Source organism: Streptomyces sp. NPDC002671, from assembly GCF_053592475.1.
Map to the genome: position 1 here is coordinate 1 of NZ_JBSFVU010000058.1, position 25,887 is coordinate 25,887.

Here is a 25,887-nt window from a genome sequence, read left to right on the forward strand (position 1 = left end):
ACCTGGAGGTCCACGAGCGCTGGGCGCGGAACATCATCTGCGCGCTGGCCCGGCTCGACGGCCAGGTCGTCGGCATCATCGCCAACCAGCCGCAGAACCTGGCCGGCGTACTGGACATCGAGGCGAGCGAAAAGGCAGCCCGGTTCGTCCAGATGTGCGACGCCTTCAACATCCCCATCGTGACTCTGCTGGACGTCCCCGGGTTCCTGCCCGGCGTGGACCAGGAGCACGGCGGAATCATCCGCCACGGCGCGAAGCTGCTCTACGCCTACTGCAACGCCACGGTGCCCCGCATCTCCCTCATCCTGCGCAAGGCCTACGGCGGCGCCTACATCGTCATGGACTCGCAGTCCATCGGCGCCGACCTCACCTACGCCTGGCCGACGAACGAGATCGCCGTGATGGGCGCCGAGGGCGCCGCGAACGTGATCTTCCGCCGGCAGATCGCCGAGGCCGACGACCCCGACGCGATGCGGGAGCGCATGGTCAAGGAGTACAAGGCCGAGCTGATGCACCCCTACTACGCGGCCGAGCGCGGCCTGGTGGACGACGTGATCGACCCCGCCGACACCCGCGAGGTGCTGATCCGCTCCCTGTCGATGCTCCGCACCAAGCACGCCGACCTGCCTTCGCGCAAACACGGCAACCCACCGCAGTAGCGAAGCAGTTGCCGGCCGAGCAAAGAACGTGTGGTGCGCACGCGCTGGCGGACATCGTGATGCAGGAGACTGGGGCGGTCGGCCGAGAATCCGGAAGCAAGCAGACCGATCCGTTTTTTTAGCCGGGATTTCAGGCCGTGTTGTGGCCGAATTCTGACGCCTGTGCCGGGCTCATCGCGCCCCCGTCCCGCGGGGTGACCGAAGCAGGACGGGGGCGCCGCACATATCCAGATGATTCGAGCGGGCCATTCCGGACTTCCGTCGGCTCCATGTTCTCGCTGCTCGGTGCGTTGTGGAAGCGGAACTCCAGCCTCAGTCTGCACTTTCTCCTGGCCGGGTGGGGTGTTGAGCGAACGTCGGTTCGATATGTAGTTGGCCGGATGTCGACGCTTGAGTGGCGCGATGACGGTCCCGTGTTGACAAACCGACTGTGCTGTTTTTTTATCAGGGTGTCCAGAATCAAGCAGAGCACGGGACCCGGCGGCGGAAGCGCGAACGGCCGAACACCGGTCTCCTGCCTGAACTCATGGGGGAGAACGTGGACATCGAAGTGCTGGGCGCGCTGTCAGTGCGCGAACACGGCGTGTCGATAGTACCGACGGCGCCCAAGCCGCGGCAGGTTCTGGCTCTGCTCGCCCTCCACGCCGACCAGGTGGTCCCCGTGACCGCGCTGGTGGAGGAGCTGTGGGGGAGCAGGCCTCCGCGCAGCGCGCGCACCACCCTGCAGACGTACGTGCTGCAGCTGCGCGAGCTGATCGCCGAGGCGCTCAGCCACGGTGAGAACGAGCGGTGTACCCCCAAGGACATCCTCGCCACCGTGCCCGGCGGCTACCGCCTGGAGACGCGGAACGGCACTGTCGACTTCCGGGAGTTCGAGCGCCGCGCGGGCGTCGGCTACCGGGCCATGGACGCCGAGGACTACAGCGGCGCGGCCAGCCGGCTGGCGGACGCGCTCTCGCTGTGGACCGGGCCCGCGCTCACCGACGTCCAGGCCGGCATCCGGATCGACATGGAGTCCAGGCGGCTGGAGGAGGCGCGGCTGTGCGCGCTCGACCAGCGCATCGAGGCCGACCTCAGGCTGGGCCGACACCGCGAGCTGCTGCCGGAGCTGACGGTGCTGGTCAACCAGTACCGGATGCACGAGAGCCTGCACGGGCAGTTCATGCTGGCCCTGCACCGCTCGGGCCGCCGCGGCGAGGCGCTCGACGTCTACCAGCGCCTGCGCACCACGCTCGTCTCCGAGCTGGGCCTGGAGCCGTCCGCCGCGCTCAGCCGCATGCAGCGCTCGATCCTCATGGCCCGCCCCGAGGCCTCGGCGGCAACGGCCCCGAACGCCCCGGGCCGCCGTCTGGTGGCCCGCACGGTCTGAGCTGACACCGGCACGAACGCGGACGGCCCCTCGGCGCCAAGGCCACTTCCCTCTGCATACGTGCCGTCCTCCTGACGACGTGGTGCTCGCTGCCGGGCCGACCTCGGCCGACCGGGCTCGGCCCGCCTTCGCGCCACGTCGAGCGGCCCTGACGTGTGAGGAGTCGATCAGCGCCCGGGACCGCCAGGCGCCGCCGGTACGTCATGCCCGAGCCGAGGCTCCCTTTCCGTCAGTGCCGCGTCCCGCGGCGCGGCGGGGCCACGCGGGGTGCTTCGGTCTCGGCGAGCGCGGCCAGTACCTCGGTCACGGGCTCGGTGTCGTCGAGGGCGGGGAGGTGGCGCAGGAGGCGGGCGCACTGGTCGGCCAGGAGGCCGGCGTCGGCGTCGGAGACGCGGGTGCGGTCGTGGAGGACGGTGAGGTCGCGGGAGCCGTCGGCGTCGTCCCGCACGTGCAGGGCGACGGGCAGTGAGTGGGCACCGCCGGTGTGCCGGCGCCCGTAGCGGATGCCGGCGTCGTCGAGCCGGGCCCGCAGGTCGGGGAGGGGCCGCGGGGTGGGCTCGACACAGACCACGGTCTCCGGCAGCCGGTCGGAGCGGCCGGTCCACTCCTGGATCTGCCCGGCGGAGACCCATTCGTACGCCGCCATGTCCAGCGCCCGGTCGCGCAGGTCGGCCAGCAGATGGCCGATCGGCCGGGCGGGGTCGACCACGGCGGTCATCGGCAGGCAGCCGCGCATCGGTCCCACCACCCGCTCGGCGCCGTCCAGGGCGATACCGCGCCCGGAGACGGTGATGCCGAAGCTCACCGGGACGGCCCCGGTCGTGTCCGCCGCGCGGTAGAGCAGCAGCGCCCACGCAGCGTGCAGCGCGCTGGACTCCGGCAGGCCCCGCAGGGCCGCCCACCGGTGCAGCCGCTCCACGTCGGCGGCGGCCAGGCGCGCCTCGGCCCGGCCCTGTCCGTGCTGCCGGGTGCGGGGGCCGGGCAGCGCGGGCAGCACGGCGGGTTTTTCCGCGGGCAGGGTCCGGCGGAAGAAGTCCCGTGCCGCGGTGGTGTCCTGGCCCTCCAGCCAGCGCATCCAGTCGCGGATGTCGGGCCGGCGCTCGCCGCCGGGAAGCACACCGCCCGCGAGGTAGGCGCGGCTGAACTCCCTTTGCAGGAGGAGGACGCTGCGGGCGTCCAGCAGCCCGTGGTGGAAGGTGAGCAGGGCCCGCGTGACGTCGGGTACATCGGTGTCGACGAGGGTGATGCGCAGCGGGCCGGGGTGGCTCACGTTGAAGCCGTACAGCCGGTCCTGCTCCAGCAGTTCGTCCCAGTCGACGGTGCCCGGGCGGTGCCGTACGACCTCGGCGCGGGCGTGCGCGTGCAGGACGAGGCGCGGCCTCGCGTCCCACTCGAAGGCCGCTCGAAGAATCGCTTCCCTGTCGATGACGGACTGCCAGGCGGTGACGAAGCGCTCCGTGTCCAGCGGCCCGTACCAGCGCCACCACAGCTGCTCGACATGCCGTCCCGTGAACCGGTTCACCGTGGAGTCGAGCAGTGCGTCGCAGCGCTGCCAGGGCATCGGCACGGTCGTCGGTGAAGTACGTCCGGGCATTGCCGGGCGGCGGTCGGTACGGAGCCATACCCGGAGCCGGCGGCCAGTCCTCGCCATGTCTCGTCCTCCTCGCAGTCACTGCCTCACCACGGACAGGACCGGAGGTTCACAGCGGTCCCGGGGCGCGGCACACTCGGGGCGCGGCGTTCTCGGGCACATTTTGCAGGACTCCGCCGCCAATGTCCTGACAGTGTGTCGACACAGCTCGATAACCGCTCGTGCCCGCCTGGGGCGGCCTGGGCGGCCCGTCACCGCCGGTGGGTTCTCGGCGGTGGGAGAGCCTTGTCGATGGCATCGCAGAGCCGTACCGTCTCCAGATCTGCCGAGCGGCAGGGTCGTTGATGATATCCGCGGGGCAGGGCGAGAGGCAGCACCCGCCCCGGGTGACGCGTCGAACCGCGCGGCAAGCCGTACCCGGCCGTGCGCCGTCCGGAGCACCGTCCTACGCTTCATATATGACACACGCAGATCAACTGGCGTCTGCGCGGGAGCACTTGAGTGATGCGTGGCTGAAAGTCACTCATAACGAGCCTGCAAAGCAAGCCCAGTTGAGTCCGAAGAAGGTCCACATGCTCTTTGCCGACTCGCAACTCACTCGAGAACGGCTCGAGTTTAGACTGGGCTTAGACTCGAGGGCGGTTGCTCGTCCGCCTCACGCGTCGATAGCGTTTCAGCTGCTCCAAGGCACGGGCCCGCTTGCACCGCCGCGGCAGGCCGCCCCGATCACCGACCGCTCGCCGGCCGGACCGGATGTGCCTGTGACAGTCCAGCGGCAAGGGGAGGGTGCGCGGGTATGAGCGCGACTGAAACGGCACCGCCGAGTACGCGCACCGAGGCGTCCAAGGGCGAGCGCATCGCCGACTGGACGGACGGGCGACTCGGCATCTACAACTTCCGCTTCATTGTCCGGAAGGTCTTTCCCGAGCACTGGTCGTTCATGTTCGGCGAGGTGGCGCTCTACAGCTTCATCGTCCTGCTGCTGACCGGGCTCTGGCTCACCATGTTCTTCAAGCCGAGCATGGGCGAGGTCGTGTACCACGGCTCGTACGTCCCGCTCCAGGGCATCCGGATGTCGGAGGCCTACGAGTCCACGGTCAAGATCAGCTTCGAGGTGCGCGGCGGCCTGTTCATCCGCCAGCTGCACCACTGGTCGGCCCTGGTCATGATCGGTGCCCTGTGCCTGCACACGCTCCGGCACTTCCTCACCGGCTCGTTCCGCAAGCCGCGCGAGGTCAACTGGCTGTTCGGCATCGTCATGCTGGTGCTGGTCACCCTGGAGGGCTTCGTCGGGTATTCGATGCCCGACGACCTGCTCTCCGGAACCGGCCTGCGCATCGCCTCGGGTGTGCTGCTGGCCATCCCACTGGTCGGCACGTATCTGCACATGTTCTTGTTCGGCGACCAGTTCCCCGGACATGACATCGTGAACCGGTTCTACAGCTTCCACATCCTGCTGATCCCGGCCATCGTGGTCGCCCTGCTCACGGTCCACCTGATCCTGGTCTTCTACCACAAGCACACCCAGTTCCGGGGTCCGGGCCGCAGCGACCAGAACGTCGTCGGCGAGCCCTTCTGGCCGAACTACACGTTCAAGGCCGGCGGCTTCTTCTTCCTGGTCGCAGGCGTGCTCTCGCTGCTGGCGGGCATCGCGCAGATCAACCCCATCTGGACATACGGCCCCTACCGGCCCGACCAGATCTCCCAGGGCTCCCAGCCCGACTGGTACATGGGCTTCCTGGAGGGCGCCCTGCGTGCCATGCCGCCGTGCGAGTTCACCCTCTGGGGCGGCCACACCGTCAACCTCGGCGTCCTGCTCCCGGCCGTCGTCCTGCCCACGCTGATGCTCGGCGTGATCGCCCTCTGGCCCTTCCTGGAGGCCTGGGTCACCGGAGACAGGAGGGAGCACCACCTCCTCGACCGGCCGCGTGACCACCCCACGCGGACCGCGTTCGGCATCGCGTTCGTCTCCCTGTACCTGGTGCTGTTCTTCGGCGGAGCCAACGACGTCCTGGCCGAGGAATTCCATCTGTCCCTGAACCAGATCACCTATGCGGTCCGGATCGGCATCTTCCTCGTGCCCGCGCTGACGTACGTCGTCACCCGGCGGATCTGCCTGGGCCTGCAGCGGCGGGACCACGACAAGCTCGTGCACGGCCGCGAGACCGGGCGGATCAAGCGGCTGCCGCACGGCGAGTTCGTCGAGGTGCACGAGCGCCTGCCGCGCGGGAAGGAGTACGCGCTGCTGGCCACGGAGAACTACGCGCCGCTGCCGGCGCCCGTGGCCGAACGCGACGGTGTGCCCAACCCGGAGCTCCGCAAGGAGGTGTTGCGCTACCGGCTGAGCCGCTGGCTGTACGGCGGACAGATCGCGAAGCCGACGCCGAAGGAGCTGGAGCAGGCCCGGGCGCATCTCTCCCACTCGTCCAACGGGCATGGCTCGTCGAACGGGCACGGCTCGCCCAACGGGCAGCTGGAATCCGGCGCGAAGCGCTCCGCCGAGGAGCGGGAGCCGGAGCAGGAACTGCACTGACCTGGCGTACGTCGCCGAGGGACGAGGCAGCAGCGGCGGCGCGGGTGATCAGAAGACGGTCACCCGCGCCGCCGTCGTTCCACCGTCCTCCGTGACGCCTGCCGTCCCTTGCAGCGCGGGGCGCGGCCGTAGAGCAGACGAACGCCCGCACTGCGCACCCTTCCCGGCCGGCCGGGAAGGGGCCCGCTCCCTTTCCGGATGTCCGGCGTGCGTGCCGGAGTGTCGACGGAGGCCCGATGACCACAACCCCCTGGCGCCGGGGCGCCCCACGGGCCGAGTCCATCACCCGGGCCCGCACCGGCCTGACAAGGGACCTGCGCGGCCGTCAGCGCCGCTACCTCATAGCCATGCTGGTGCGCACCGCCTGTGTGGCCCTGATGGCCCTCACCTGGAGCCGCTGGCCGGTCTTCGCGGTCTGCGCCCTGGTCGGCGCGGTCGCCATCCCCTACATTGCCGTGGTGGTCGCACAGGCCGGGTGGCGCCAGCAGCGGGGCGCGCGGCCCGCGTTGGCGCGGGTCCACGAGGAGCCGGCCGCCCGCGTCGTCCTCGAACCCACCCTGATCCTGCCGCCGGAACAGAACACGGCGGGCTGACCCGCGCGACCACAGGTGGCGTGAGCCAGGTCACTTTGGGGTGCCCTTGGCGCGGACAAGCCAACCGTGTCACTATTTCAGCACGCCTTTCCTGCCCAAAATCTGCCATGGGTCCGATGTGGATCGTTGACCGGGCAGAGTGCAGGGCATGACGCCGGGTGCATCGGTCGAGCTGACCGCCGACCGGATGCCGGACTCTTCGCGCTGACCGTTCATCACCACGCGCATGCCGTCGGCCGTCCAGCGCCGCGGTGCGCGATGCATATCCCCGTTCCTCGCCGTCCGGCGCGCTTCCCCGACTCCCAGCGGCCTCGGCCGCGTGAAGCGTCGGACGCTTCACGCCTGCCCGCGTCCGCACGGGATCTCATCTGCTGACGGGCACCGCCCCCAGCCGACCCCCGCTGTCGCCCCATCAGGGCCACCGGGCGTGCGCGAACGACTCTTCACGTACTGATGGCAGACCTAGAGAAAGAGATCCCAGCTATGCCAAGGCTCTGCAAGCCCGCGATGCAAGCGCCGGAATACGTCATCACGATGGAAGAGACTCTGGACTTTGCCTCACGAGTCCACGCCGGAAAGCCGCAGCTGCCCTTGGCGCTCCGACTGATCACGAACACGGGCGTGAAGAAGCGGCACCTCGTGCAGCCCATCGAGAAGACGCTCCACCACCCGGGCCTGACGGAACGCAACCGCATCTACGAGGTCGAATCCAAGAAGCGGACCCCCGAGGTCATCGAACAGGCCCTGGCGAACGCCGAACTGACGGCACGCGACATCGACACGATCATCTACGTGTCGTGCACCGGGTTCCTGATGCCGTCGCTGACCGCATGGCTGATCAACAAGCTCGGATTCCGCTCCGACACCCGCCAGATACCCATCGCGCAGCTGGGCTGCGCGGCGGGCGGCGCCGCGATCAACCGCGCCCACGACTTCTGCCTGGCCCACCCGGGAAGCAACGTCCTGATCGTTTCGTGCGAGCTGTGCTCCCTGTGCTACCAGCCGGACGCGGACGACATCGGTTCCCTGCTGTCCGACGGGCTGTTCGGTGACGCGGTCGCCGCCGCCGTGGTGCGCGGCAGCGGGGGCGTCGGCATCGACCTGGAGCACAACGCCTCGTATCTCATCCCGAACACCGAGGACTGGATCTCCTACGACGTGCGCGACACCGGCTTCCACTTCCAGCTGGACCGCCGGGTGCCCGGGACGATGGAGCCGCTGGCCCCGGTGCTGCGCGAGTTCGCCAAGGACAACAGCATGGACGCCGGCAACCTCGACTTCTACATCGTCCACGCCGGCGGCCCGCGGATCCTGGACGACCTCGCCAAGTTCCTCGAGGTCGACCGCAAGGTGTTCCGCCACAGCTGGGCGACCCTGACCGAGTACGGAAACATCGCCAGCGCGGTCGTACTCGACGCGGCCCGCAGGCTGTTCGAGGAGGACACCCCGGCCGTCGGCGCCACCGGTCTCATCGCCGGCTTCGGTCCCGGTATCACCGCCGAGATGGCGCTCGGCACCTGGGCGGCCGATGTCCCGCAGACCGTCGTCTGAACCCGTGCACGGACAAAGGAAGCGAAGCGTATGACTGACCTCATCCTTCCGGCGGGCGCGGGGCGCAAGCTGATCACCCCGGCGCAGGAGGTGACCTTCAAGGCCACGAAGGAGATGGGATCCTCCGTCTCGATCTTCGAGGTGATCGTGCCGCCCGGATTCGACGTCGGGGCCCACGTGCACAACCAGTCCCAGGAGTTCTTCTACGTCCTGGACGGCGAGCTGGATCTCCTGTGCTTCGAGCCGACCGAGCGCACGAAGGACACCTGGCACCACTGGGAGTCCCACAAGGGCGACCGGGTGATCCGCGCGGGTGAGGGCAGCTGCATGTTCGTGCCGCCCGGCACCCCGCACGCGTTCCGGAACGCCACGGACAAGGCCGTGAAGATGCTCTTCCAGTGCTTCCCCTCGCCCGACCACGAGGACTACTTCGAGGAGATCGCGGAGATCTGGTCGCGCGGCACCGCGGTGGACCCCGTGGCCGTGGAGGAGATGCGCAAGCGGTACGACGTCAGCCAGATCACGCCGCTGCGCTACGAACCGCCGGCCCCCCGGATCCCCGGCCAGGAAACGAACGCGGAGCGGAGCGGAAAGTGACCACGACAGAACCGATAGCCCTCGTTCACGCGAGCCTCGGCGAGCAGGAACTGGCAGCCGTGGCCGAGGTGTTCGCCTCCGGCTGGCCGGCCGGCCAGGGCCCCAGGGGCAAGGCGCTGGAGGCCCAGCTGGCCGAGAAGTACGGCGTCGGTGACGCCGTCGCGGTCAGCAACTGCGGTGCCGCGCTGCACCTGGCCATGCTCGCGCTCGGCGTCAAGCCGGGCGACGAGGTGATCGTCGCCGACTACGGGTTCCCGGCGCCCGCACAGGCCGCGCTCTACGTCGGCGCGGTCCCGGTCTTCGCCGACGTGCGTCCCGACACCTACACCATCGACCCGCAGGTGGTGGCCGACCTGGTCACCCCGCGCACCGTCGGAATCATCGCGGTGGACACGGTCGGCATGCCCGCCGACTACACGGAACTCCAGGCGATCGCCGACCGGCACGGCCTGTTCCTCGTCGAGGACGCCGCCTGCGCCGTCGGCGCGACGTACCAGGGCCGCCAGGCCGGCGCGCTCGCCGAGGTGGGCTGCCTGTCCTTCCACGGACGCAAGGGCGCCTCCAGCGGTGAGGGCGGCGCGCTGCTCGCCCGCGACCCGAAGATCGGCAAGGACGCGCGGCTGCGCTCCTCCTTCGGTATCGGCAGCATCTTCGACATGGGGAACGTCGTCGGCCTGCCGATCCCGACATTCACCGAGATCGGCTACAACTTCAAGCTGTCCGACATCGCCGCGGCGATCCTTCAGGTACAGCTGGGCCGGATCGACGAGCTGCTTCAGCGCCGCGACGCCGTCGCCGCGCGGTACGGCGAACTGCTCGCCGACGAGGAACTCCTGACGCTGCCGTCCGTTCCGCAGGACCGCACCCACGCCTGGCAGACCTACATGGTGACGCTGGACGCGAGCGTGGACCGCGCGGCGGTCGCCGCCGAGCTGCGCGGCCAGGGCATCGGCTGCGGGCACGGCACGTTCGCGGCCCACGTACAGCCCGTGTTCGAGACGAAGCAGAAGTGCCCGGTCTCGGCGGACCTCTTCCAGCGCCAGCTCGCCATCCCCATGCACGCCGAGCTGAGCATGGACCAGGTCGAACGGGTCGCGACGGCCCTCCGTACCGCGCTGCGGACCCGCGCGACGTCCACCTCGAGCGCCGCGTAGCGCACGCACTCCCCCAGGCCGCCGCCGCTTCGGCAAGCGCCGCTGTCCGCACCCGCCACGGCCGGGAATCCCGCACGTGCGTCGTCGACCTCGCCTCGCGCCTCCAAAGGAGACAGTCCCCATGAAGGGCTCAATAGCCTACAAGTCGATACAGAAGCGCGGTCTTCACATCGGCCTTCTGCCGGAGATGGCCGCGGCCGTGAACGGGTCGACGCCGATCATCCTGGACCACGACCTGGACGTCCTGCCCGAGGCGGGGCGGCGTCTGACGGTGGCCCAGTACGCCGACCACGTGGACGACCTGGCGGCCCGCCTGTGGGCGGCCGGTGTCCGGCCCGACGAGCGCGTCGTGATCTACAAGACCGCCAACGCCGACCACTGGATGCTCGCCGCCGCGGTGTCCCGTATCGGCGCGGTCGTCGTGAACCTGTCGCCGGCCCTGGACCCCAAGACCGTGGGCGTCCTGATCCAGCGGGTCGACCAGCCGACGCTGCTCACCGACGGAGCCAAGCTCGACGTCCTCGCCGAGGTGCCGCTGGCGGACATCACCCGGCGGGTGATCACCTCGGCCGACGACAGGCCGGGGACCGTCTCGCTCGCCGGACTCGCCGGCTCGCCGCGGGTCAAGCCGGTTGTCCGGCCGATCGACGAGGCCGCCGTCATCACTCACACCTCCGGCACCACTGGCATCCCCAAGCTCGTGGTGCACACGGCCCGCACCCAGGGCCTGCGCCTGCTGCCGCAGTGGCGGCTGCTGTCCCTGATGCGGAAGAAGGAGACCGTCGCGATCCACGTGCCCTTCGTGCACTCGCGGATGGTCGCGGCGATGTCCCTGGCGCTGCTCAAGGCGTACCCGGTCCTGCTCATGCGGGAGTCGGACCCCGCCGTCGTCGCCGAGCACTTCCTCAAGCACCGCCCGGCCCTCATCGAGGCGCTGCCCAACTCCCTGATGGAGTGGGAGGGGCTCACCGAGGACCCGCGGATGCCGTTCGCGTCGGTGAAGGTGTTCAGCAGCACCTTCGACGCGATCCACCCCGGGACGATGAGCAAGCTGCTCAAGTCCTCGGCCCGGCGCGGTGCGCTGTTCTTCCAGATCTACGGCCAGAGCGAGGTCGGCCCCGCCGTCGGCCGCGCCTACTTCCGCAACTCCGCCCACAAGGCGAACGGGCGCTGCGTCGGCTGGGCCATGCCGTTGGGTGCGGCGAAGGTGCGCGTCGTCAGCCGCGACGGCCAGCGCCCGACGGAGCAGAACCCGGGCCGCATCGAGGTCGCCTGGCCCGGCCTGGCCAAGACGTACTACGGCGAGCAGGACCGCTACGACAGCAACCGCAAGGGCGAGTGGTGGGGGACCGGGGACATCGGCTACTTCACCAAGTTCGGCTGTCTGCACATGCTCGACCGTGAGGTCGACATGATCCCCGGGGTGCGCAGCTCCCTGGAGATCGAGGACGTCGTCCTGAGCAAGATGGACGAGCTGAGCGAACTGGTCGTCGTGCAGGGCCCCAACTCCGAGGCGGTCCCGGTGATCTGCACGCACGGCGACCAGCCGCTGGACCGGGACCGCTGGAAGGCGGCCGTCGCCGACTTCCCCCAGCTGGCCGACCCGGTGCAGATCCTGCAGGCCGAGCTGCCTCGCACGGCCACGCTGAAGGTGCAGCGGCTGGCGCTGGCCCGCCGGCTCGAGGAGCAGTTTCAGCAGCAGGCGTGACCCGCGATCGGCCGCCCCCGGCGACGTACGCGCGGAAGGCCGGGGCGGCCCCCACGCCCCGCTTCAAAGGCTCATAGGTCCGCTCAAGGAGATATGCAGTGACTACCGAAGTGAACTCCTGGCCCGCCACCGGTCAGGAGACGACCGCCTCCGTGCGCCGTATCACTGATGACCTGCTGCAGCGGGTGGAGCACAAGCTGCGCTCGTTCCTCTCGGCCGAGCGCGCCCGCTATGCCGAGGTGGACGAACGGGCGGTCGTCGCCCTCGACGCGCTGTCCGACCTGGTCACGGCGGGAGGCAAGCGGCTGCGGCCCACCTTCTGCATCACCGGCTATCTCGCCGCCGGCGGTGATCCGAACGACCCCGGAATCGTGGCGGCGGCTGCCGGCCTGGAGCTGCTGCACGTCTCCCTCCTCATCCACGACGACGTCCTGGACAACTCCTCCCAGCGGCGCGGAAAGCCGACCGTGCACACGGCCTTCTCCGAGCTGCACGAGACCCGCGGCTGGCGGGGCGAGTCACGCCGGTTCGGCGAGGGCATGGCCATCCTCATCGGCGACCTGGCGCTCGTCTACTCGGACGAGCTGATGTCCGAGGCGCCGTCGGGGCTGCGTGCGGAGTGGCACAGCCTGCGCTCCGAAGTACACCTCGGCCAGTGCCTGGATGTCGCCGCAGCCGCCGAGTTCTCGGTCGATCCCCGCCTCTCCCGCCTGGTCGCCCTGATCAAGTCCGGCCGTTACACCATCCACCGGCCGCTGGTCATGGGGGCGAGCGGGGCGGGACGGGCCGACCTCGCCGCCGCTTTCGCGGAGTACGGCGAGGCGGTGGGCGAGGCGTTCCAGCTCCGCGACGACCTGCTGGACGCGTTCGGGGATTCCGCGGAGACCGGCAAGCCCACCGGTCTCGACCTCAGCCAGCACAAGATGACGCTGCTGCTGGGCTGGGCGATGCAGCGGGACGAGCAGATCCGCACCCTGATGACGGAGCCGGGACACACCCCCGACGAGGTGTATCTCCGCCTGAAGGCCACCGGTGTTCCCGAGGACGTCGAACGGCACATCGCCGACCTCGTCGAGCGGGGCCGCGGTGCCATTGCGGGTGCGCCCATAGCCCCGGTGTGGCGGAACGAACTGGCGGACATGGCCGTGCGCGCCACCTACCGCAAAAGCTGAGCCCAACCCCCTGCTTGCGCTCCACGCAGATCAGGAGCCTTTCATGGAGCACTTAGTGCGGCATGCCGTCACCACCATCTATGAACGCTTCTGGGAGCCGCTGACCCTCGATGATCTTGCGCAGAGCGTGATGCTCAGCAAGTACCACTTCCTGAGGGTGTTCAGCCGGGTCACCGGTGTCACTCCGGGACGGTTTCTGGGTGCTGTGCGGCTCCAGGAGGCCAAGCGCCTGCTGCTGAGCACCTCGCTCAATGTCGCCGAGGTCTCGGTGCGGGTCGGATACAGCAGTTCGGGGAGTTTCACCCGTCGCTTCACCGAGTCGGTCGGGCTCTCTCCCACGCAGTACCGGAAGCTGTCGCTCTCGGCCCGCGGCGACTTGCCGGAATACGCGTTGTCCGAAGCGGCGCCGGTCGTGCCGGTGCCTGCGGCCCGGTCCACCGGCTCGGTGACGGGGGTACTGCGCACCACCGGTGCCGAACTGCGCACCGCCTACATCGGAGCGTTCGACGGCGCCATACTGCAGGGCGCCCCCGCCTCCTGGAGCAACGCCTGCGCGCCGGGGCGCTTCACACTGGCCCGGATCCCCACCGGCACGTGGTACATCCATGCGGTGGCCCAGGGCAGGCACCGCGACAGCGCCACCGGTGCGGACCTCACCCTGCTGATGGCCACTGTGGGCCCGGTGCAGGTGAAGGGCGATACGCGGCAGCCGCTCGACATCACCTTGTCCCCGATGGACTGGACCCGTCCGCCGATCCTCTCCGCCCTGGCAGGCATCGACCCGCAGCCGATGGCGGCATGACCTGCCCCGAATCCGGACAGGAACTGACGGCACCGTAGTGCAGCTGCTGCCCTGGCCCCGCCCCACGCCCGCCTTACGGAGACAGAACGTATGAACACGCATCAGACCACATCACTTCTCCTCAGCCTCGCCGTCATCGTGCTCCTGGCACGCCTGCTCGGCGCGCTGACCCGGCGGCTCGGCCAGCCGGCGGTGATCGGGGAAGTCCTTGCCGGCATAGCTCTGGGACCGACCCTGTTTCACGGGGCGGTCTCCGACGCCCTGTTCCCTAAGGCCGTCCAGCCTCTGCTCAGCGCCCTGGCCGCGGTCGGCATCGCGGTCTTCATGTTCATCGTCGGCCTGGAGTGGGACTCGGCGACGATCCGTGGCAGCGGAAGCCTCGCCGCCACCGTCTCACTCAGCTCCATCCTGGTGCCGTTCGGCCTCGGCATGCTCCTGGCTCTCTACCTGATGGACGACTACGGAAAGGGCGACAAGACGGCGTTCATGCTCTTCATGGGCATCGCCATGTCGATCACGGCGTTCCCGGTACTGGCCCGCATCCTCACCGACCGGCGGATGGCACGCACCCCGCTGGGCGCGCTGGCACTGGCCTGCGCCTCCATCGGCGACGCCCTCGCATGGACCCTGCTCGCAGCCGTGGTCGCCATCAACGGCTCGGCCGGCACCGACCAGTGGCGCATCCTGCTCGCCGTCCCGTACCTGCTCGGCATGTTCTTCGTCGTGCGCCCCCTGCTGCACCGCTTCGCAGCCGGCCGGCCCGCGTTCCGGCTCACCCCGACCGTGTTCGCGTGCGTCCTCGCGGGCCTGCTGCTGTCCGCCGCCGCCACCGAGTGGGTGGGGCTCCACTACATCTTCGGCGCGTTCCTCTTCGGTGTGGTCCTGCCCCGTACCGGCACCGAACGGCTTCGCGCCGAATTGCACGACCACATGGGGCAGATGACGGGCACGCTGCTGCTGCCGGTGTTCTTCCTGGTCGCCGGTCTCAAGGTGGACCTCTCGAAGCTGGACGGGAGCGGGCTGGGAGCCCTGGCGTTGATCCTGCTCGTGGCCGTCGGCGGCAAGTTCATCGGCGCGTACGCCGCCGCCCGCCTGAACCGGATGCCGGTCAGGCAGTCCGCCGCGCTCGCCACGCTGATGAACACCCGTGGCCTGACCGAACTCATCGTCCTGAACGTGGGCCTGCAACTGGGCTTCCTCGAACAGGACCTGTACTCCCTCATGGTCGTCATGGCCGTGCTCACGACCGCGATGACAGGCCCCCTGCTGAACTGGATCCTGGGCCGCCCGAAGGACACCGCCGACGAGCCCGAACACGTGGCAGGGACGGTGGGCACGGTCGCCTAGGCGGTGACCGGGGTGAGCCGCAGGGCCGGGAGCGCGTGAAGACCGTCGCGGGGGCGGAGATGTCCGACGCGAGCGGGGCCTGGACCGGCGCGACCCGCCCCGGCCGTCGACCGCGCTTTTGCGCAGAAGCCGCACGTGTTCGCCGAGCGGTCAAGGCCTGCGCGTCTCCCATGTACCTTCGGAGGAAAGGGTCCGCCATGACCGCGGATGCTGCGGCACAGCTGAGTCCGCAAGAGTTCATCGACCAGAATCCGATGAGCCGTCGGCAGTGGCTCATCGTGGTGCTGGGCCTGCTCACGATGGTGGCCGAGGGACTCGACACCACCGTCGCAGCCTTCATCTATCCCAAGATCAAGGACGACTGGGGAACCGAAGGCCGCACGGTGACCGCCATCGTGACGCTGAGCGTCCTGGCGATGATCGTCGGTGGTATCGCCGCAGGTCCGCTCGCCGACCGGTACGGGCGCAAGCGCGTCGCCGTCATCGGCACCGCCGTCTTCGGCCTGGGAACGGCCGGAATGGGGCTCGCGCCCGGTGTCGGCGCCCTCGCCGGGCTGCGGCTCGTGGCCTGCCTGGGACTCGGCGCGGTGCTGCCGACCACGATGGCCCTTGTCGCGGACTGGACGCCTGCCAAGCGCAGGATCCAGATGATCGCGTTGGCCTTTGCCGGGGTGACGGCCGGCACCACCGTCGGCGGAATTCTCGCCTCGGTCCTCATTCCCGCGTTCGGCTGGCACACGCTGCTGGTGGTGTGCGGGATCGTCCCCCTGCTGGTGATCCCGGCGGTCGTGGTGTCCGTCCCGGAGTCCGTGAGCCTGCTCGCCGCCCGCGGGCGGCCGGAGGCGGAGCTGCACAGAGTCCTCGCCGCTGTCGCTCCCGGCCAGGATCTGTCCCGTGTGGTGTGGGACCGGACCACGGAGCAGCGACGCTCGCGGCCCGTGCCACGGATCGTTCTCTCACGGGACTTCGCCCCCACCACCCTCCTGCTGTGGCTGTGTCTGTTCCTGGGGCAGGGGATCGCGTACCTGATCATCAGCTACCTGCCCCAGCTGGCCGAGGACACGGGCCTGTCGGATGCACGGGCCGCACTGGGCGTCGCGGCGTTCGGATGGGGCGGCCTGATGGGACAGCTCTCGGTGTCCTTCGTCCTCAAGCGATTCGACCGGTTCCGGGTGCTGGCGGTCCTGTGGGTGCTGAGCGTGCTCGGCCTCGGAGCAGCCGCGCTGTGGGCCGCGCACTTCGCGGGGCTGCTCGTCACGGCGTTCGCCCTCGGGCTCTGCCTGCCGGCGGCCACCTCCGTGCTCCAGGCGATCGCCGCTGTCACCTACCCGCCCTCTGTCCGTGCCACCGGAATCAGCTGGGCGAACAGTGCGGGAAAGCTGGGTCCCGTGTTCGGTGGTCTGCTGGGCGGCCTGATGGTCGACGCGGGCTGGAGGCTGCACACGGTCCTTCTCGTCCTCGTCGGGCCGGTCGCGATCGGCCTCCTGGCCACGCTCACGCTGCGCGCCCGGAGCCGGAGGCAGCAGGCCGAGCCGCCTTCCGGCCCCAGGCCGCTGTCGGCCCTCGCATCCGGGCAGTCCTGACCGCGCCGACGAGGGTGGCGCGATGGCCGGTCGGACGTGACGGCGCATCAGGTCACCGCTGCCGGAACGGGGGAGCCCGGGCGGGGAGCCGTCGCCCGTCGTGGAGTCAGGGGTTCAGGGAGGAGCCGCTGTGACCAGGACCGAGGAGTTCGAGGAGCTGCGCCCGCTGCTGTTCGCGATCGCCTACCGGATATTGGGCAGTGCGAGTGAGGCGGAGGACGCGGTCCGGGCGACATGGCTCCGCTGGGCGGACACGACGACGCGGCCCGCGTCGATCGAGGGCCATCTCGCGGCCGAGGTCACCCGGATCTCCACCGGTGCCCTGCGGGCGGCCCGCCGGCGGGGACAGGAGCATGTGCCGTGGCCGGCCGAACCGCTGCTGGCCGGTCCTCACCAGGATGCGGAGCGGTCGGCGGAGCTGGCCGACTCGTTGCTGACGGCGGCCCTGCTGGTGCTCGAGCGGCTGTCCCCGCTCGAGCGCGCGGTCTTCGTGCTGCGGGAAGCGTTCGGGTGCGGCATCTCCGACATCGCATCGGCCGTCGGGTGCTCGGAGGCGGCGTGCCGTCAGCTCGTCGCCGCCATCGCCATGACCAGCGACGGTGGCCGCGAGCCGCTGCCATGGCCCACGTACATCGCCGGTGCCGAGAACGTGGCCCGGCTGCTTGCCGCGATCGTCCCTCCGCTGCTGCGGGTCGGCGTCACGCTGGAAGAGCGCCCGGTGGACGGCCGGCCCGGCTCGCTCTTCCGCGACCGGACCGGCAAGGTCCTCAACGCCCTCGCGCTCGACATTTCCGAAGGCCGGAATTCGGAGCTCCAGCTGGTCATCACCCCAGACGAGCCCGGACACCCCGATCCCGTGGCCGAGGCCTACGCGATCCTTCGCGAGGCGAACCGGGGGCGCGGAGCGGAAGACTCCGCCAGCCCCTGACCGGCCCGGCCGGGGGTGCGCGACAATGAGTGGCATGCCCTCTGCCACGTCCACCGCGCCGACGTCACCCGCAGTCGCCGAAGCCGGCCTCGGCCTGCGCGAACGCAAGAAGCTGCGCACCCGCCGGGCGATCCGTGAGGCGGCCCGTCGGCTGATCGACGAGCGAGGGTACGACAACACCACCATCGAGCAGATCGCCGCGGTGGCCGAGGTCTCGCCGAGCACGGTCTTCCGCTACTTCCCCAGCAAAGAGCACATCGTCCTGACGGACGACTACGCCCAGTCCAGCATGGCCTTCCTGCGCGACCGCCCTGCGGACGAGCCGCCGCTGGCCGCCCTGCGGGGGGCGCTGACGGAGATGGTGCGCAGGCTCGCCGAGGACGTCAGCGCGGAGTACCGGTGGCGGAGAGAGCTGGTGCGCCAGGTGCCCGCGGTGCGGGCGCTGGTGGGCGAAACCCAGGACAGGATGGTCGACGCCGCGTGCGCGGTGCTCGCCGAACGGACCGGCCGCCCGGCGGACGACCTCGAGCTCCGCGTCCTGGTGGGCGCCGTGACGGGCGGTTTCCACCAGGTGCTGTGGGGAGACGTCAGCCAGGAAGGCGACCTGCTGGAGATGATCGACCGGGCCCTGGCGCTGCTGGAGCGCGGCCTGACACTGTAGGGCGCCCATGAAGGCAGGGCTCCCCTGCTTGATGTGTGGGTGAAGCGCCGCTGCCGAGGCCCCATGGGCCCCGGCAGCGGCGCTTTTTTTGTGTTCGGCACCGGCGTGACGCACGCGCAGGCGCTACCCCGCCCCCAACTCCCACTCCCGTACCAGCTCCCGCTCCAACGGTGTCAGCGGTACGTCCGCGCACAGCCGCTCCGGATGTCCGGCGGGCGGACCCGTGAGCGGCCCTGGCGGCGGCCCGGTCACCGGCACAGACTCGCCCTCGCGGTGGCCGGCATCACGGTGGGAGGCAACCATGCCCTGCGGCTCCGGGCCGATGTAGAGCATGCCGAACTCCACCAGGGCACGGTAGATCGCACGCAGCGCACGGCGGGGGCGCAGCAGCTCCCACAAGGCGGGCTCCTTCAGTCGTCACGGTGTCAGTCGTCGCGGTGTCAGTCGTCGCGGTGCCAGTCGTCCGCGCCACTGTCCGGCGCGCCGCCGGAGCACTGCCGGAGCACTGCCGCAGATCCGCTCAAGCCCCGCCGCAGTACGGCCCGGCCCACCCGGGTAACGTCAGCGTCGAGAGTCAGGACACGGCACGACGACGAAAGGGCGAACGGCGCGATGGTCGGGATCGGGGACACGCTGGAGGTGGCCACGGCCGTTCACTTCACGCGCCCGGCACCGAAGTCCGCCCCGGCCCAGATGCGCTACCTGGTCCGCCGGCTCAAGGGCACCAGACCGGTGGCCGAACTCCTGGGCGTCTCCCAGCGCACGGTGGAGCGCTACGTCAAGGGCCAGCTCCAGCACCCCCGCCGCGACCTGGCCGACCGGCTCACCGCGGAGACCCGCAGTCGCTGGCAACCGAAGGTACGCGAACGGGCCCGGCTGCAGGCGGCGACCACCGGCGGCATCTTCGTGTCGGCCCGCGCCCGCTTCGGCTTCACGGCAGCCCCCGGCACCACCGACGACCCGCGTGTACGCCACATCAACCAGGCCCTGCCCCCCGAGTACGCGGGCCGCCTCTTCACAGCCCAGGAAGCAGGCGCCGGCGAGACCGAACTCCAGTCGATCCTCGCCGAGGCCCTGGGGGAGATGTACTTCCGCGACCGGGGCCGCCGCGCCCAGGGCCTTCTGGTGGAGTTCACGGGCATCGAGGAACTGGAGCTGGATTTCTGACGCCTCCGGTGACCGCCGACTCGGAGCACTCGGCGGTCACCCGGGCGACCTGCAGTCGCTTCTGTTGTGAGGATTCCGCTGCGTCAGTTCTTGACGCTGCCCTGGACTTGCCGCTGTATGAACTCGTGGGCCATGTCGCCGAACTGCTTACCGAACTCCAGGGACCTCGCGACCGTCTTCCCGAAGTGGACGCCGCCGTCCACCCGGCTCCTGGCACACGCGTTGTCGAGGTCGGTCAAGGTGGCGAAGTGGATCTTGAGGTCCTTGGCGGGGGAGATCCCCGGCTCCACCATCAACCCGCCGGCCGGGATGTTGATCGTCCAGTTCAGGTCGTCGGAGCCGAAGAAACGCCGCGCCGTCTGCGACGCGGCGGAACAGATCGTCGTGGAGCCCGACGGATACTCCGGGTGGTCGCTCACGGGCAGGTAGGTGGCCCACTCGGAGGCGCGGATGTCGTTGACCGTGCCCATGCCGGGACCGCCCCAGGCGGTCAGCTTCTGCCTGCCGTACACGTGCCGGACCGCGCTGATCGGCCGGACCGCGTCGTACTTGTACTTCTGGTACCAGGCGGCGATCAGCGTGTCGAAGGTCGCCAGGGTGTTCTGGAGCGTCCAGTGAGCCCAGCGGTGCACGCCCATGCGGTCGTCCTGGTCATTGTTCCGGGCGACGAGGACGGACGAGAAGCCGATCCCCCAGGTCTTGTTGTCCATGATCTCGCAGAGCGCCTTGCGCTCGTCGGTGAGCGAGGCCGACGCCTCGATGATCTCGTCCACCGAGCGCTTGTACTCCTGCGGCCGGGTGTGGTCGCTGTGCGTGGGCGGGGCGAGCTGGTACCGGCCCGGGTCGGCGAAGATGTGGGGCTTGGTACGCCCGATCTGCGGGGTCACGAACTGCTGGACGACGTAGATGCCCATGTCACCCGGGCCGCCGCCGACACGGCGGCCGTTGTGGGGGAACAGCTGCGGCTGCCAGCGCGAGGGGTTGTTCAGCTTGTACGCCGTGTTCACGGGCTGGTAGCCGGTGTAGTCCGCCCAGGGGTGGGGGTTGTACTTGCGGCCGTCGTCGTAGCCGAGGAGGTTCATACCGTCATGCGACAGGGCCTGCCAAGCGGTCTTGGCGGTCACGTTGCCGATGCCGATCGGGCTGGTCAGGTTCTCCGACTCGTCGTCGGGGTTCAGGCCGAGCGAGACCATCAGCTGCCGCAGGCCGCCCACGTTGAGCGGCAGCAGACGCTTCCAGATGCCGAGCTGGGCGTACATGGCGGCGATGTTCATGTTCCGGTTGGTGGCGGACTCGCTGGAGGGACGGCGCGGAATCTGGGAGTAGATGCCGACCGCGGTCTCGTGGTACGGCGCCAGCGCGTCGAACACCGCCAGCATCGCCGCGTGGTTCGTCCACAGGAAGACGGTCGCGTCCATCGGCCCGATGAACGCCAGGCTGGGCGAGTAATGACCGCCCTTATCGTCGCTGGGCTGGGCCCACTTGATGTAGTTTCCCGTGTCCAGGTCGAAATCGATCTTGACCGGCTCGTCGCTTGTGACGGCACCGGCCGTGCGGGAGAAGGCCAGCATGGTCAGGGCGGCCGAGGTGCCGCCGACCAGCAGCGACCTGCGGCCCAACGAGGAGCCTGAGACAGAAGTGTGTTCGGACGTCGTCATGATCGTCTTCCTTGTTCTCGACAGGGAAGGGCCTCCGGAGGCGAGCCTGCGGAGGGCCCCTTCATGAGGAACGGGATATCGATGGCTGCGCCGTGGCCTTCTGGCTTCGTCGACGGAAGCCGAGCGCGGCGGCGGGCTGGAAAGGTGCCCGCCGCCGCGATGGGAAGGGTCAGTCCTTGACGCCGCCCTTGACGTACCGCTGCACGAACTCGTGGGCCAGGTCGCCGAACTGCCGGCCGAGCACAAGGGACTTGTCGACGGTCGTCTGGAAGTGGACACCGCCCCACACCCGGCTGTCGGCACAGATCTGTGCGAACTCGCTCCAGGTGCGAATGTTCAGCTCGAGGTCCTTGTGGGGGGTGATCCCCGGCTCGACCAGCGACTTGCCGGCACCGATGGTGAACTTCCAGCCCAGCTCGTCCGTGCCGAAGTAGCGCCGTGCGGACTGCGCCGACGCGGCGGCGAGCGTCGTGGAGCCCGACGGGTACTCCGGGTGGTCGCTCACCTTCAGGTAGCCGCTCCACTGGTCGGCGGGCATGTCGTGGACCGTGCCCATGCCGGGTCCGCCCCAGGAGGTCACCTTGCTCTTGCCGTACACGTGCCGGACGGCGCTGAACGGCCGCACCGCGTCGTACCTGACCTTGTGGTGCCAGGCGACGATGGCCGGCTCGAACGTCGCCAGGATGTGCTCGAGCAGGTAGTGGATCCAGCCGTGCATGCCCAGCTCGCCGTTCTGGTCGTGCTTGCGAGCCATGACGATCGCCGAGTGGCCGATGCCCCAGACCTTGTTGTCCATGACCTCGGCGAGCATCTTCTGCCGGTCGGTCAGCGAGGCCGACGCCTCCAGGATCTCGTCCACCGAGCGCTTGTAGTCGCGGGAGTGGGCGTTGTTGGTGTGCTTGGGCGCGGAGAGGTCGAACTTGCTCGGGTCGCTGAAGATGTGGGCCTTCACCTTGCGCAGGTGCGGGGTGACCATGTGCTGGACGACGTAGATGCCCATGTCACCGTGGCCACCGCCGAGACGGCGGCCGTTGTGCGGTCCCAGGAGCGGCTGCCAGCGCGTCGGGTGGGTCAGCTCGAAGGCCGTGTTCACGGGCTCGTAGCCGGTGTAGTCCGACCACGGCCTGGGGTTGTACTTACGGCCGTCCGCGTAGCCGAGGAAGTTCATGCCGTCGTTCTTGAGGGCCTCCCAGACCGCCTTGGCGGACAGGTTGGCGATGCCGACCGGAGTGGTCGGGTCCTGCGACTCGTCGTCGGGGTTCAGGCCCATCGAGGTCATCATGGCCCGCACGCCGGCCATCTTCATCGGCAGCACCCGCTTCCACACCTGGTACGTGGCGTGGATGGCGGCGGTGTTCATGTTCCGGTTGGTGGCGGACTCGCTGGAGGGGCGGCGCTTGAAACGGGAGTACACGCCGACCGCGGTCTCGTGGTACGGCGCCAGCGCGTCGAACACCGCGAGCGCCGTCAGGCGGTTGATCCAGAGGAAGACGGTCACGTCCATGGGGGCGAACAGGTCCGCGTTGGGCGACACCCCGGCCATGTCGTCGCTGGGCTGCGCCCACTCGAGGTAGTTGTCGGTGTCGAGGTTGAAGTCGACCTTGGGCGCATCGTCGCTCGGGGCGGCGAAGGCCGTGCCGGCGGAGCCCAGCGTCGTGGTCATCGCCACGGTCGCGGCACCGGCGAGCCCACCGAACAGCAGATTTCTGCGCCCCGGCTCGAAGGTCGGGAAAGGAGAACGTCCGGACGTCGTCATGGTTGTGTTCCTCATCCTTTGAATGGGGATGCTGCGGGTCTGCAAATGGGGTCTTGGGAGCAAGGCAGAGCGCGGCGGCGGGCCGGGGGATGCCCGCCGCCGCCGTCGGGGAAGGGTCAGCCCTCGACGTCGCCGTTGATGTGCCGCTGCACGAACTCGTGGGCCAGGTCGCCGAACTGCACGCCGAACGTGAGGGACGTCTCGACCGTCTTCTTGAAGTGCGCGCCCGCCCACACCCGGCTCTTGGCGCAGTCGTTCTCGAAGTCGGTCCAGGTGTCCCAGGTGAGCTGGAGGTCGTCGGCGGGGACGAGCCCCGGCTCCTTCTGCGCCGAGCCGGCCGGGAAGGTGTGCGTCCAGTCCAGGACGTCGTCACCGAGGAAGCGCCGCGCCGCCTGCGCCTGGGCGGCGCAGAGCGTGGTGAAGCCGGACGGGTACTCGGGGTGGTTGCCCACGGGCAGATACCCAGTCCACTCGTCGGCGGGGATGTCGTCGACCGTCCCCTTGCCGGGCCCGCCCCACGCCGTCACCGGGGTGTCGCCGTACACGTGCCGGACCGCGCTGAACGGCCGTACGGCGTCGTACGTGCGCTTGTGGTGCCAGGCGGCGATCAGGCTGTCGAACCGCGCCACCGAGGTCACCATGAACAGGTGGACCCAGCCGTCCAGGTCCAGATCGTGGGCCACGGCCGCGGCGCGCGGCGACAGGGTGACGGACAGCGGAGTGTGCTCGAAGAACTCCGCCTTCACCTTCTGCTCGTCGGTGAGTCCGGCCGACGCCTTGAGGACCTCGTCAACCGCGTGCTTGTACGCGGTGGAGTCGTTGTGGTCGAGGTGGTCGGGCGCGGCAAGCTCGAACTGGCTCGGGTCCTTGTACGTCTGGGGCGTGACCAGCCCGAGCTGCGGGGTGGCGAACCGCTGAGCGGTGAACACGCCCTTGTCACCCGGCCCCCCGTCGATGCGGCGGCGGTGCGGCTCCGTCGCCGGCTGCCAGCGCGAGGGGTCGACCAGTTCGTCGGCCGTGTTCACGGACCGGTAGCCGGTGTAGTCCTCGTAGGGCCGGCCGTTGTACGTGCGGCCCACGTCACCGAGGTAGTTCATGCCGTCGTGCGCACGGGCCTGGACGATGGTCTTGCCGGCCGTGTTGCCGATGCCGACCGGGGTGGTCAGGTCCTCCGACTCGTCGTCGGGATCCAGGCCGAGTGCGGTCAGCGCCTGCCGCAGGACCGGCGCCCGCTCCTCGAACGTGCCCTTCACCACCTGGTACAGGGCGTACAGGCCGGCGATGTTCTTGTTCCGGTTGGTCGCGGACTCGCCGGCGGGGCGGCGGGGAATCTGGGAGTACACGCCGACCGCGGTCGGATGGTAGGGCGCCAGCGCGTCGAACCACGACGTCTGCAGCAGATGGGTGAGCCAGGTGTAGGTGGCCACGTCCCCTGGGGCCATGGCGTCTGCCGGCGGAAAGCCCCCACCGCCGTGGGTGGTGATCAGATCCCGGATGAAGTTGCCGTTGTCGAAGTCGAAGGGGATCTGCTGGGCGCGACCGGACGTCGTCACGGGGTATGTCCTTTCTTCAGAAGAGGGCTCCGCAGCGCCACACGGCGTCGGCCCAGGTCCTTTGCACGCACCGACGGTTCCGGCGCTGCCACGAGAACGGGTGAGCCCGCCTGTTATCCCTCTGCTTCGCCGGCTGCCTTCAACGCCTCCAGATGCATCGGCGAAATCTGGTAGTACGCCGCAAGGTCGAGGAATTCGTTGTCGTGCGACCACTTGGCGGCCGAGGCGTTGATGAGATCACCGGCGTACTTGTGCGGAGTGGCCCGCATGAACTCCTCGAGCCTCGGCTCCAGCCGGGCGGGCAGCGAGGACAGGTCCATGTCACGACGCGGCCGAGGGCCGAAGGAGATCCGGTGGATGTCCGAAGAGTCCCAGCTGAGGGTGGTGTAGACGCGGTACGACTTGGCGGCGTACGCCAGCATCTTCTCGTCCGGCTCGTGCATCTTGGTTTCGCGAAGCATGGACAGGACGGTCTTCGGTTCGAGGTTGCCTGCAGTGCCGGGGGGGAGCTGGAAGTACAGGTTCATGGTCCTGTTCTTGTAGTCGACCCCGATCAGCACCACGTCGTCCAGGCCGTAGCGGGCGAAGAAATCGGCGTTCTCGGCCACGGCGCGCGGCATGGAGGGGAGTTCGGCAAGCTTCGACACCTTCTGCGTACTGTGGGGGAAGTTCGCGTAAATCTTCTTGAAACCGCCGACGATTCCGCAGTCGATGTAGTATTCGCCGCCGGAGATCAGCGCCTGGATCTCCGAGAGCAGGGTGCTGACGGGATGGTCCGTCTCCGTAGCAAAGCCGTTCGACAGGGCGCAGGCGTAGGGGTCTTCGATCCCCGGAGAAACCTGGACGGTGTATTCGAGCTCCTCCACCTTCTCGCCGGCCTGCAGGCTGAAAATTACCCCACTCGCCCCGAATCCGTCGCGGTATGCGGACAGAACCGGCCAGACCTTGTCCCGTGAAAAAGGTGCATCCACCAGTCGAGCCGATTCCTCGATGACCGAGTACAGCTCTTCCGCGGTCATGTCTCCGGACATCAGTACTCCAAGCGGTCGACGTCGACAGTTGTTTCCACGCGGAATCCTGGGCCGCACCTTACTGGCGACCACTAGAGGGGCGCTCGAAATCAACTAAGATCAGCAATCGGCTTGACGCGCACAGTATTCGGCGTCGACACTCCACAGAGCGACAAGAATAGGACACGCCATGTCTGGTGTTGGCCCGGTCGCTGCGGCTGCGTCGGCCCTGGCCCTCGGTATTGAGGTCGCCAAGCGGTCATTCGTCAGATCGTCAACGAGTGGACAGATCGTCAACGAGTGGACCGAACAAATTTTCCAGCCGGCCACTGCCAATCATCTGCCCTGATTTACATAGACGCTCGGATCGATACTGGAGGACGAATGGCCAGGACAGATATGGAAGGTCTTTACTCGGCCATTGAGGAAGCAGCCGGACTGCTGGAGATATCCCCGGTGCCTGACAAGGTCCGGCCGATCCTGTCCGCGTACGAC

22 protein-coding genes are annotated in these 25,887 nt (G+C 69.2%); 15 read left to right on the forward strand and 7 right to left on the reverse strand.

The features are described 5' to 3' along the window. Together ACWD35_RS40975 and ACWD35_RS40980 are read left to right on the forward strand one after the other, a co-directional pair. On the forward strand, window positions 1-659 hold a 659-nt coding region (locus ACWD35_RS40975; protein WP_451356442.1), incomplete at its 5' end, for an acyl-CoA carboxylase subunit beta. 538 nt (window positions 660-1,197) lie between these two features. Then, window positions 1,198-2,028, forward strand: coding sequence for an AfsR/SARP family transcriptional regulator (locus ACWD35_RS40980; RefSeq protein ID WP_451356463.1), 831 nt, complete (start codon window positions 1,198-1,200; stop codon window positions 2,026-2,028). Window positions 2,029-2,257: 229 nt separating this feature from the next. On the opposite strand, the gene ACWD35_RS40985 is transcribed toward ACWD35_RS40980, so the two are convergent. Next, window positions 2,258-3,589 (reverse strand): condensation domain-containing protein, encoded by a 1,332-nt coding sequence (locus ACWD35_RS40985; RefSeq protein ID WP_451356443.1) that lies wholly within the window; start codon window positions 3,587-3,589, stop codon window positions 2,258-2,260. 826 nt (window positions 3,590-4,415) lie between these two features. Between ACWD35_RS40985 and qcrB the strand changes: the two genes are divergently transcribed. Beyond that, entirely contained in the window at window positions 4,416-6,152 is a 1,737-nt protein-coding gene (gene qcrB, locus ACWD35_RS40990) for a cytochrome bc1 complex cytochrome b subunit (RefSeq protein WP_451356444.1), read from the forward strand. A 236-nt stretch (window positions 6,153-6,388) separates the two neighbouring features. Next, the gene (locus ACWD35_RS40995) at window positions 6,389-6,745 is read left to right on the forward strand and encodes a DUF3099 domain-containing protein (RefSeq protein WP_451356445.1); all 357 of its coding nucleotides are present in this window, start codon (window positions 6,389-6,391) and stop codon (window positions 6,743-6,745) included. 72 nt (window positions 6,746-6,817) lie between these two features. Here ACWD35_RS40995 and ACWD35_RS41000 read toward each other — a convergent pair whose 3' ends face one another. Beyond that, complete coding sequence (locus ACWD35_RS41000) at window positions 6,818-7,009, reverse strand: hypothetical protein (protein ID WP_451356446.1); 192 nt, start codon at window positions 7,007-7,009, stop codon at window positions 6,818-6,820. 270 nt (window positions 7,010-7,279) lie between these two features. On the opposite strand from ACWD35_RS41000, the gene ACWD35_RS41005 reads away from it, so the two are divergent. The 10 genes from ACWD35_RS41005 (at window position 7,280) to ACWD35_RS41050 (ending at window position 18,248) form a co-directional block, all read left to right on the forward strand. Continuing rightward, a complete protein-coding gene (locus tag ACWD35_RS41005) occupies window positions 7,280-8,296 on the forward strand; it encodes a type III polyketide synthase (protein ID WP_451356447.1) in 1,017 nt (338 codons plus the stop codon). A gap of 30 nt (window positions 8,297-8,326) precedes the next feature. Then, entirely contained in the window at window positions 8,327-8,893 is a 567-nt protein-coding gene (locus ACWD35_RS41010) for a cupin domain-containing protein (protein ID WP_451356448.1), read from the forward strand. Further along, the gene (locus tag ACWD35_RS41015) at window positions 8,890-10,047 is read left to right on the forward strand and encodes a DegT/DnrJ/EryC1/StrS family aminotransferase (RefSeq protein WP_451356449.1); all 1,158 of its coding nucleotides are present in this window, start codon (window positions 8,890-8,892) and stop codon (window positions 10,045-10,047) included. The genes ACWD35_RS41010 and ACWD35_RS41015 overlap by 4 nt, the downstream gene beginning before the upstream one ends. Window positions 10,048-10,168: 121 nt before the next feature. After that, complete coding sequence (locus tag ACWD35_RS41020) at window positions 10,169-11,755, forward strand: class I adenylate-forming enzyme family protein (RefSeq protein ID WP_451356450.1); 1,587 nt, start codon at window positions 10,169-10,171, stop codon at window positions 11,753-11,755. A gap of 98 nt (window positions 11,756-11,853) precedes the next feature. After that, window positions 11,854-12,927 carry a polyprenyl synthetase family protein gene (locus ACWD35_RS41025; RefSeq protein WP_451356451.1) on the forward strand — a complete coding sequence of 358 codons (1,074 nt, stop codon included), beginning with the start codon at window positions 11,854-11,856 and terminating at the stop codon, window positions 12,925-12,927. Between the two features lie 43 nt (window positions 12,928-12,970). Further along, window positions 12,971-13,729, forward strand: a complete 759-nt coding sequence (locus tag ACWD35_RS41030; protein WP_451356452.1) for a helix-turn-helix transcriptional regulator — start codon at window positions 12,971-12,973, stop codon at window positions 13,727-13,729. A 90-nt stretch (window positions 13,730-13,819) separates the two neighbouring features. After that, entirely contained in the window at window positions 13,820-15,076 is a 1,257-nt protein-coding gene (locus ACWD35_RS41035; RefSeq protein ID WP_451356453.1) for a cation:proton antiporter domain-containing protein, read from the forward strand. 197 nt (window positions 15,077-15,273) lie between these two features. Then, on the forward strand, window positions 15,274-16,659 hold the full coding sequence (locus ACWD35_RS41040) for an MFS transporter (RefSeq protein WP_451356454.1): 1,386 nt from the start codon (window positions 15,274-15,276) through the stop codon (window positions 16,657-16,659). Between the two features lie 130 nt (window positions 16,660-16,789). Beyond that, window positions 16,790-17,587, forward strand: coding sequence for a sigma factor-like helix-turn-helix DNA-binding protein (locus ACWD35_RS41045; protein WP_451356455.1), 798 nt, complete (start codon window positions 16,790-16,792; stop codon window positions 17,585-17,587). A 34-nt stretch (window positions 17,588-17,621) separates the two neighbouring features. Continuing rightward, window positions 17,622-18,248, forward strand: coding sequence for a TetR/AcrR family transcriptional regulator (locus tag ACWD35_RS41050; RefSeq protein ID WP_451356456.1), 627 nt, complete (start codon window positions 17,622-17,624; stop codon window positions 18,246-18,248). 123 nt (window positions 18,249-18,371) lie between these two features. Here the strand turns inward: ACWD35_RS41050 and ACWD35_RS41055 are convergent, their stop codons facing one another. Further along, a complete protein-coding gene (locus ACWD35_RS41055; protein WP_451356457.1) occupies window positions 18,372-18,647 on the reverse strand; it encodes a DUF6059 family protein in 276 nt (91 codons plus the stop codon). A 213-nt stretch (window positions 18,648-18,860) separates the two neighbouring features. Here ACWD35_RS41055 and tpg point away from each other — a divergent pair, with 213 nt between their 5' ends. After that, the gene (tpg, locus tag ACWD35_RS41060; RefSeq protein WP_451356458.1) at window positions 18,861-19,415 is read left to right on the forward strand and encodes a telomere-protecting terminal protein Tpg; all 555 of its coding nucleotides are present in this window, start codon (window positions 18,861-18,863) and stop codon (window positions 19,413-19,415) included. An 83-nt stretch (window positions 19,416-19,498) separates the two neighbouring features. On the opposite strand, the gene ACWD35_RS41065 is transcribed toward tpg, so the two are convergent. The 4 genes from ACWD35_RS41065 to ACWD35_RS41080 all read right to left on the reverse strand — a co-directional run bounded on the left by ACWD35_RS41065 (window position 19,499) and on the right by ACWD35_RS41080 (window position 25,401). Beyond that, window positions 19,499-21,073 (reverse strand): DUF6851 domain-containing protein, encoded by a 1,575-nt coding sequence (locus tag ACWD35_RS41065; RefSeq protein WP_451356459.1) that lies wholly within the window; start codon window positions 21,071-21,073, stop codon window positions 19,499-19,501. Window positions 21,074-21,242: 169 nt separating this feature from the next. Further along, window positions 21,243-22,829 (reverse strand): DUF6851 domain-containing protein, encoded by a 1,587-nt coding sequence (locus ACWD35_RS41070; RefSeq protein ID WP_451356460.1) that lies wholly within the window; start codon window positions 22,827-22,829, stop codon window positions 21,243-21,245. Between the two features lie 116 nt (window positions 22,830-22,945). Continuing rightward, window positions 22,946-24,382, reverse strand: a complete 1,437-nt coding sequence (locus tag ACWD35_RS41075; protein ID WP_451356461.1) for a DUF6851 domain-containing protein — start codon at window positions 24,380-24,382, stop codon at window positions 22,946-22,948. 113 nt (window positions 24,383-24,495) lie between these two features. Next, the gene (locus ACWD35_RS41080; RefSeq protein ID WP_451356462.1) at window positions 24,496-25,401 is read right to left on the reverse strand and encodes an aromatic prenyltransferase; all 906 of its coding nucleotides are present in this window, start codon (window positions 25,399-25,401) and stop codon (window positions 24,496-24,498) included. Window positions 25,402-25,887: the final 486 nt, after the last annotated feature.

What these genes read in the sequence shown, in the direction of transcription:
- ACWD35_RS40985 (WP_451356443.1), bottom strand. Translation starts at nt 3,589, where the DNA reads ATGCCCTGGCAGCGCTGCGACGCACTGCTCGACTCCACGGTGAACCGG.
- qcrB (WP_451356444.1), top strand. Translation starts at nt 4,416, where the DNA reads ATGAGCGCGACTGAAACGGCACCGCCGAGTACGCGCACCGAGGCGTCC.
- ACWD35_RS40995 (WP_451356445.1), top strand. Translation starts at nt 6,389, where the DNA reads ATGACCACAACCCCCTGGCGCCGGGGCGCCCCACGGGCCGAGTCCATC.
- ACWD35_RS41000 (WP_451356446.1), bottom strand. Translation starts at nt 7,009, where the DNA reads ATGCATCGCGCACCGCGGCGCTGGACGGCCGACGGCATGCGCGTGGTG.
- ACWD35_RS41005 (WP_451356447.1), top strand. Translation starts at nt 7,280, where the DNA reads ATGGAAGAGACTCTGGACTTTGCCTCACGAGTCCACGCCGGAAAGCCG.
- ACWD35_RS41010 (WP_451356448.1), top strand. Translation starts at nt 8,327, where the DNA reads ATGACTGACCTCATCCTTCCGGCGGGCGCGGGGCGCAAGCTGATCACC.
- ACWD35_RS41020 (WP_451356450.1), top strand. Translation starts at nt 10,169, where the DNA reads ATGAAGGGCTCAATAGCCTACAAGTCGATACAGAAGCGCGGTCTTCAC.
- ACWD35_RS41030 (WP_451356452.1), top strand. Translation starts at nt 12,971, where the DNA reads ATGGAGCACTTAGTGCGGCATGCCGTCACCACCATCTATGAACGCTTC.
- ACWD35_RS41035 (WP_451356453.1), top strand. Translation starts at nt 13,820, where the DNA reads ATGAACACGCATCAGACCACATCACTTCTCCTCAGCCTCGCCGTCATC.
- ACWD35_RS41040 (WP_451356454.1), top strand. Translation starts at nt 15,274, where the DNA reads ATGACCGCGGATGCTGCGGCACAGCTGAGTCCGCAAGAGTTCATCGAC.
- ACWD35_RS41050 (WP_451356456.1), top strand. Translation starts at nt 17,622, where the DNA reads ATGCCCTCTGCCACGTCCACCGCGCCGACGTCACCCGCAGTCGCCGAA.
- tpg (WP_451356458.1), top strand. Translation starts at nt 18,861, where the DNA reads ATGGTCGGGATCGGGGACACGCTGGAGGTGGCCACGGCCGTTCACTTC.
- ACWD35_RS41065 (WP_451356459.1), bottom strand. Translation starts at nt 21,073, where the DNA reads ATGACGACGTCCGAACACACTTCTGTCTCAGGCTCCTCGTTGGGCCGC.
- ACWD35_RS41070 (WP_451356460.1), bottom strand. Translation starts at nt 22,829, where the DNA reads ATGACGACGTCCGGACGTTCTCCTTTCCCGACCTTCGAGCCGGGGCGC.
- ACWD35_RS41080 (WP_451356462.1), bottom strand. Translation starts at nt 25,401, where the DNA reads ATGACCGCGGAAGAGCTGTACTCGGTCATCGAGGAATCGGCTCGACTG.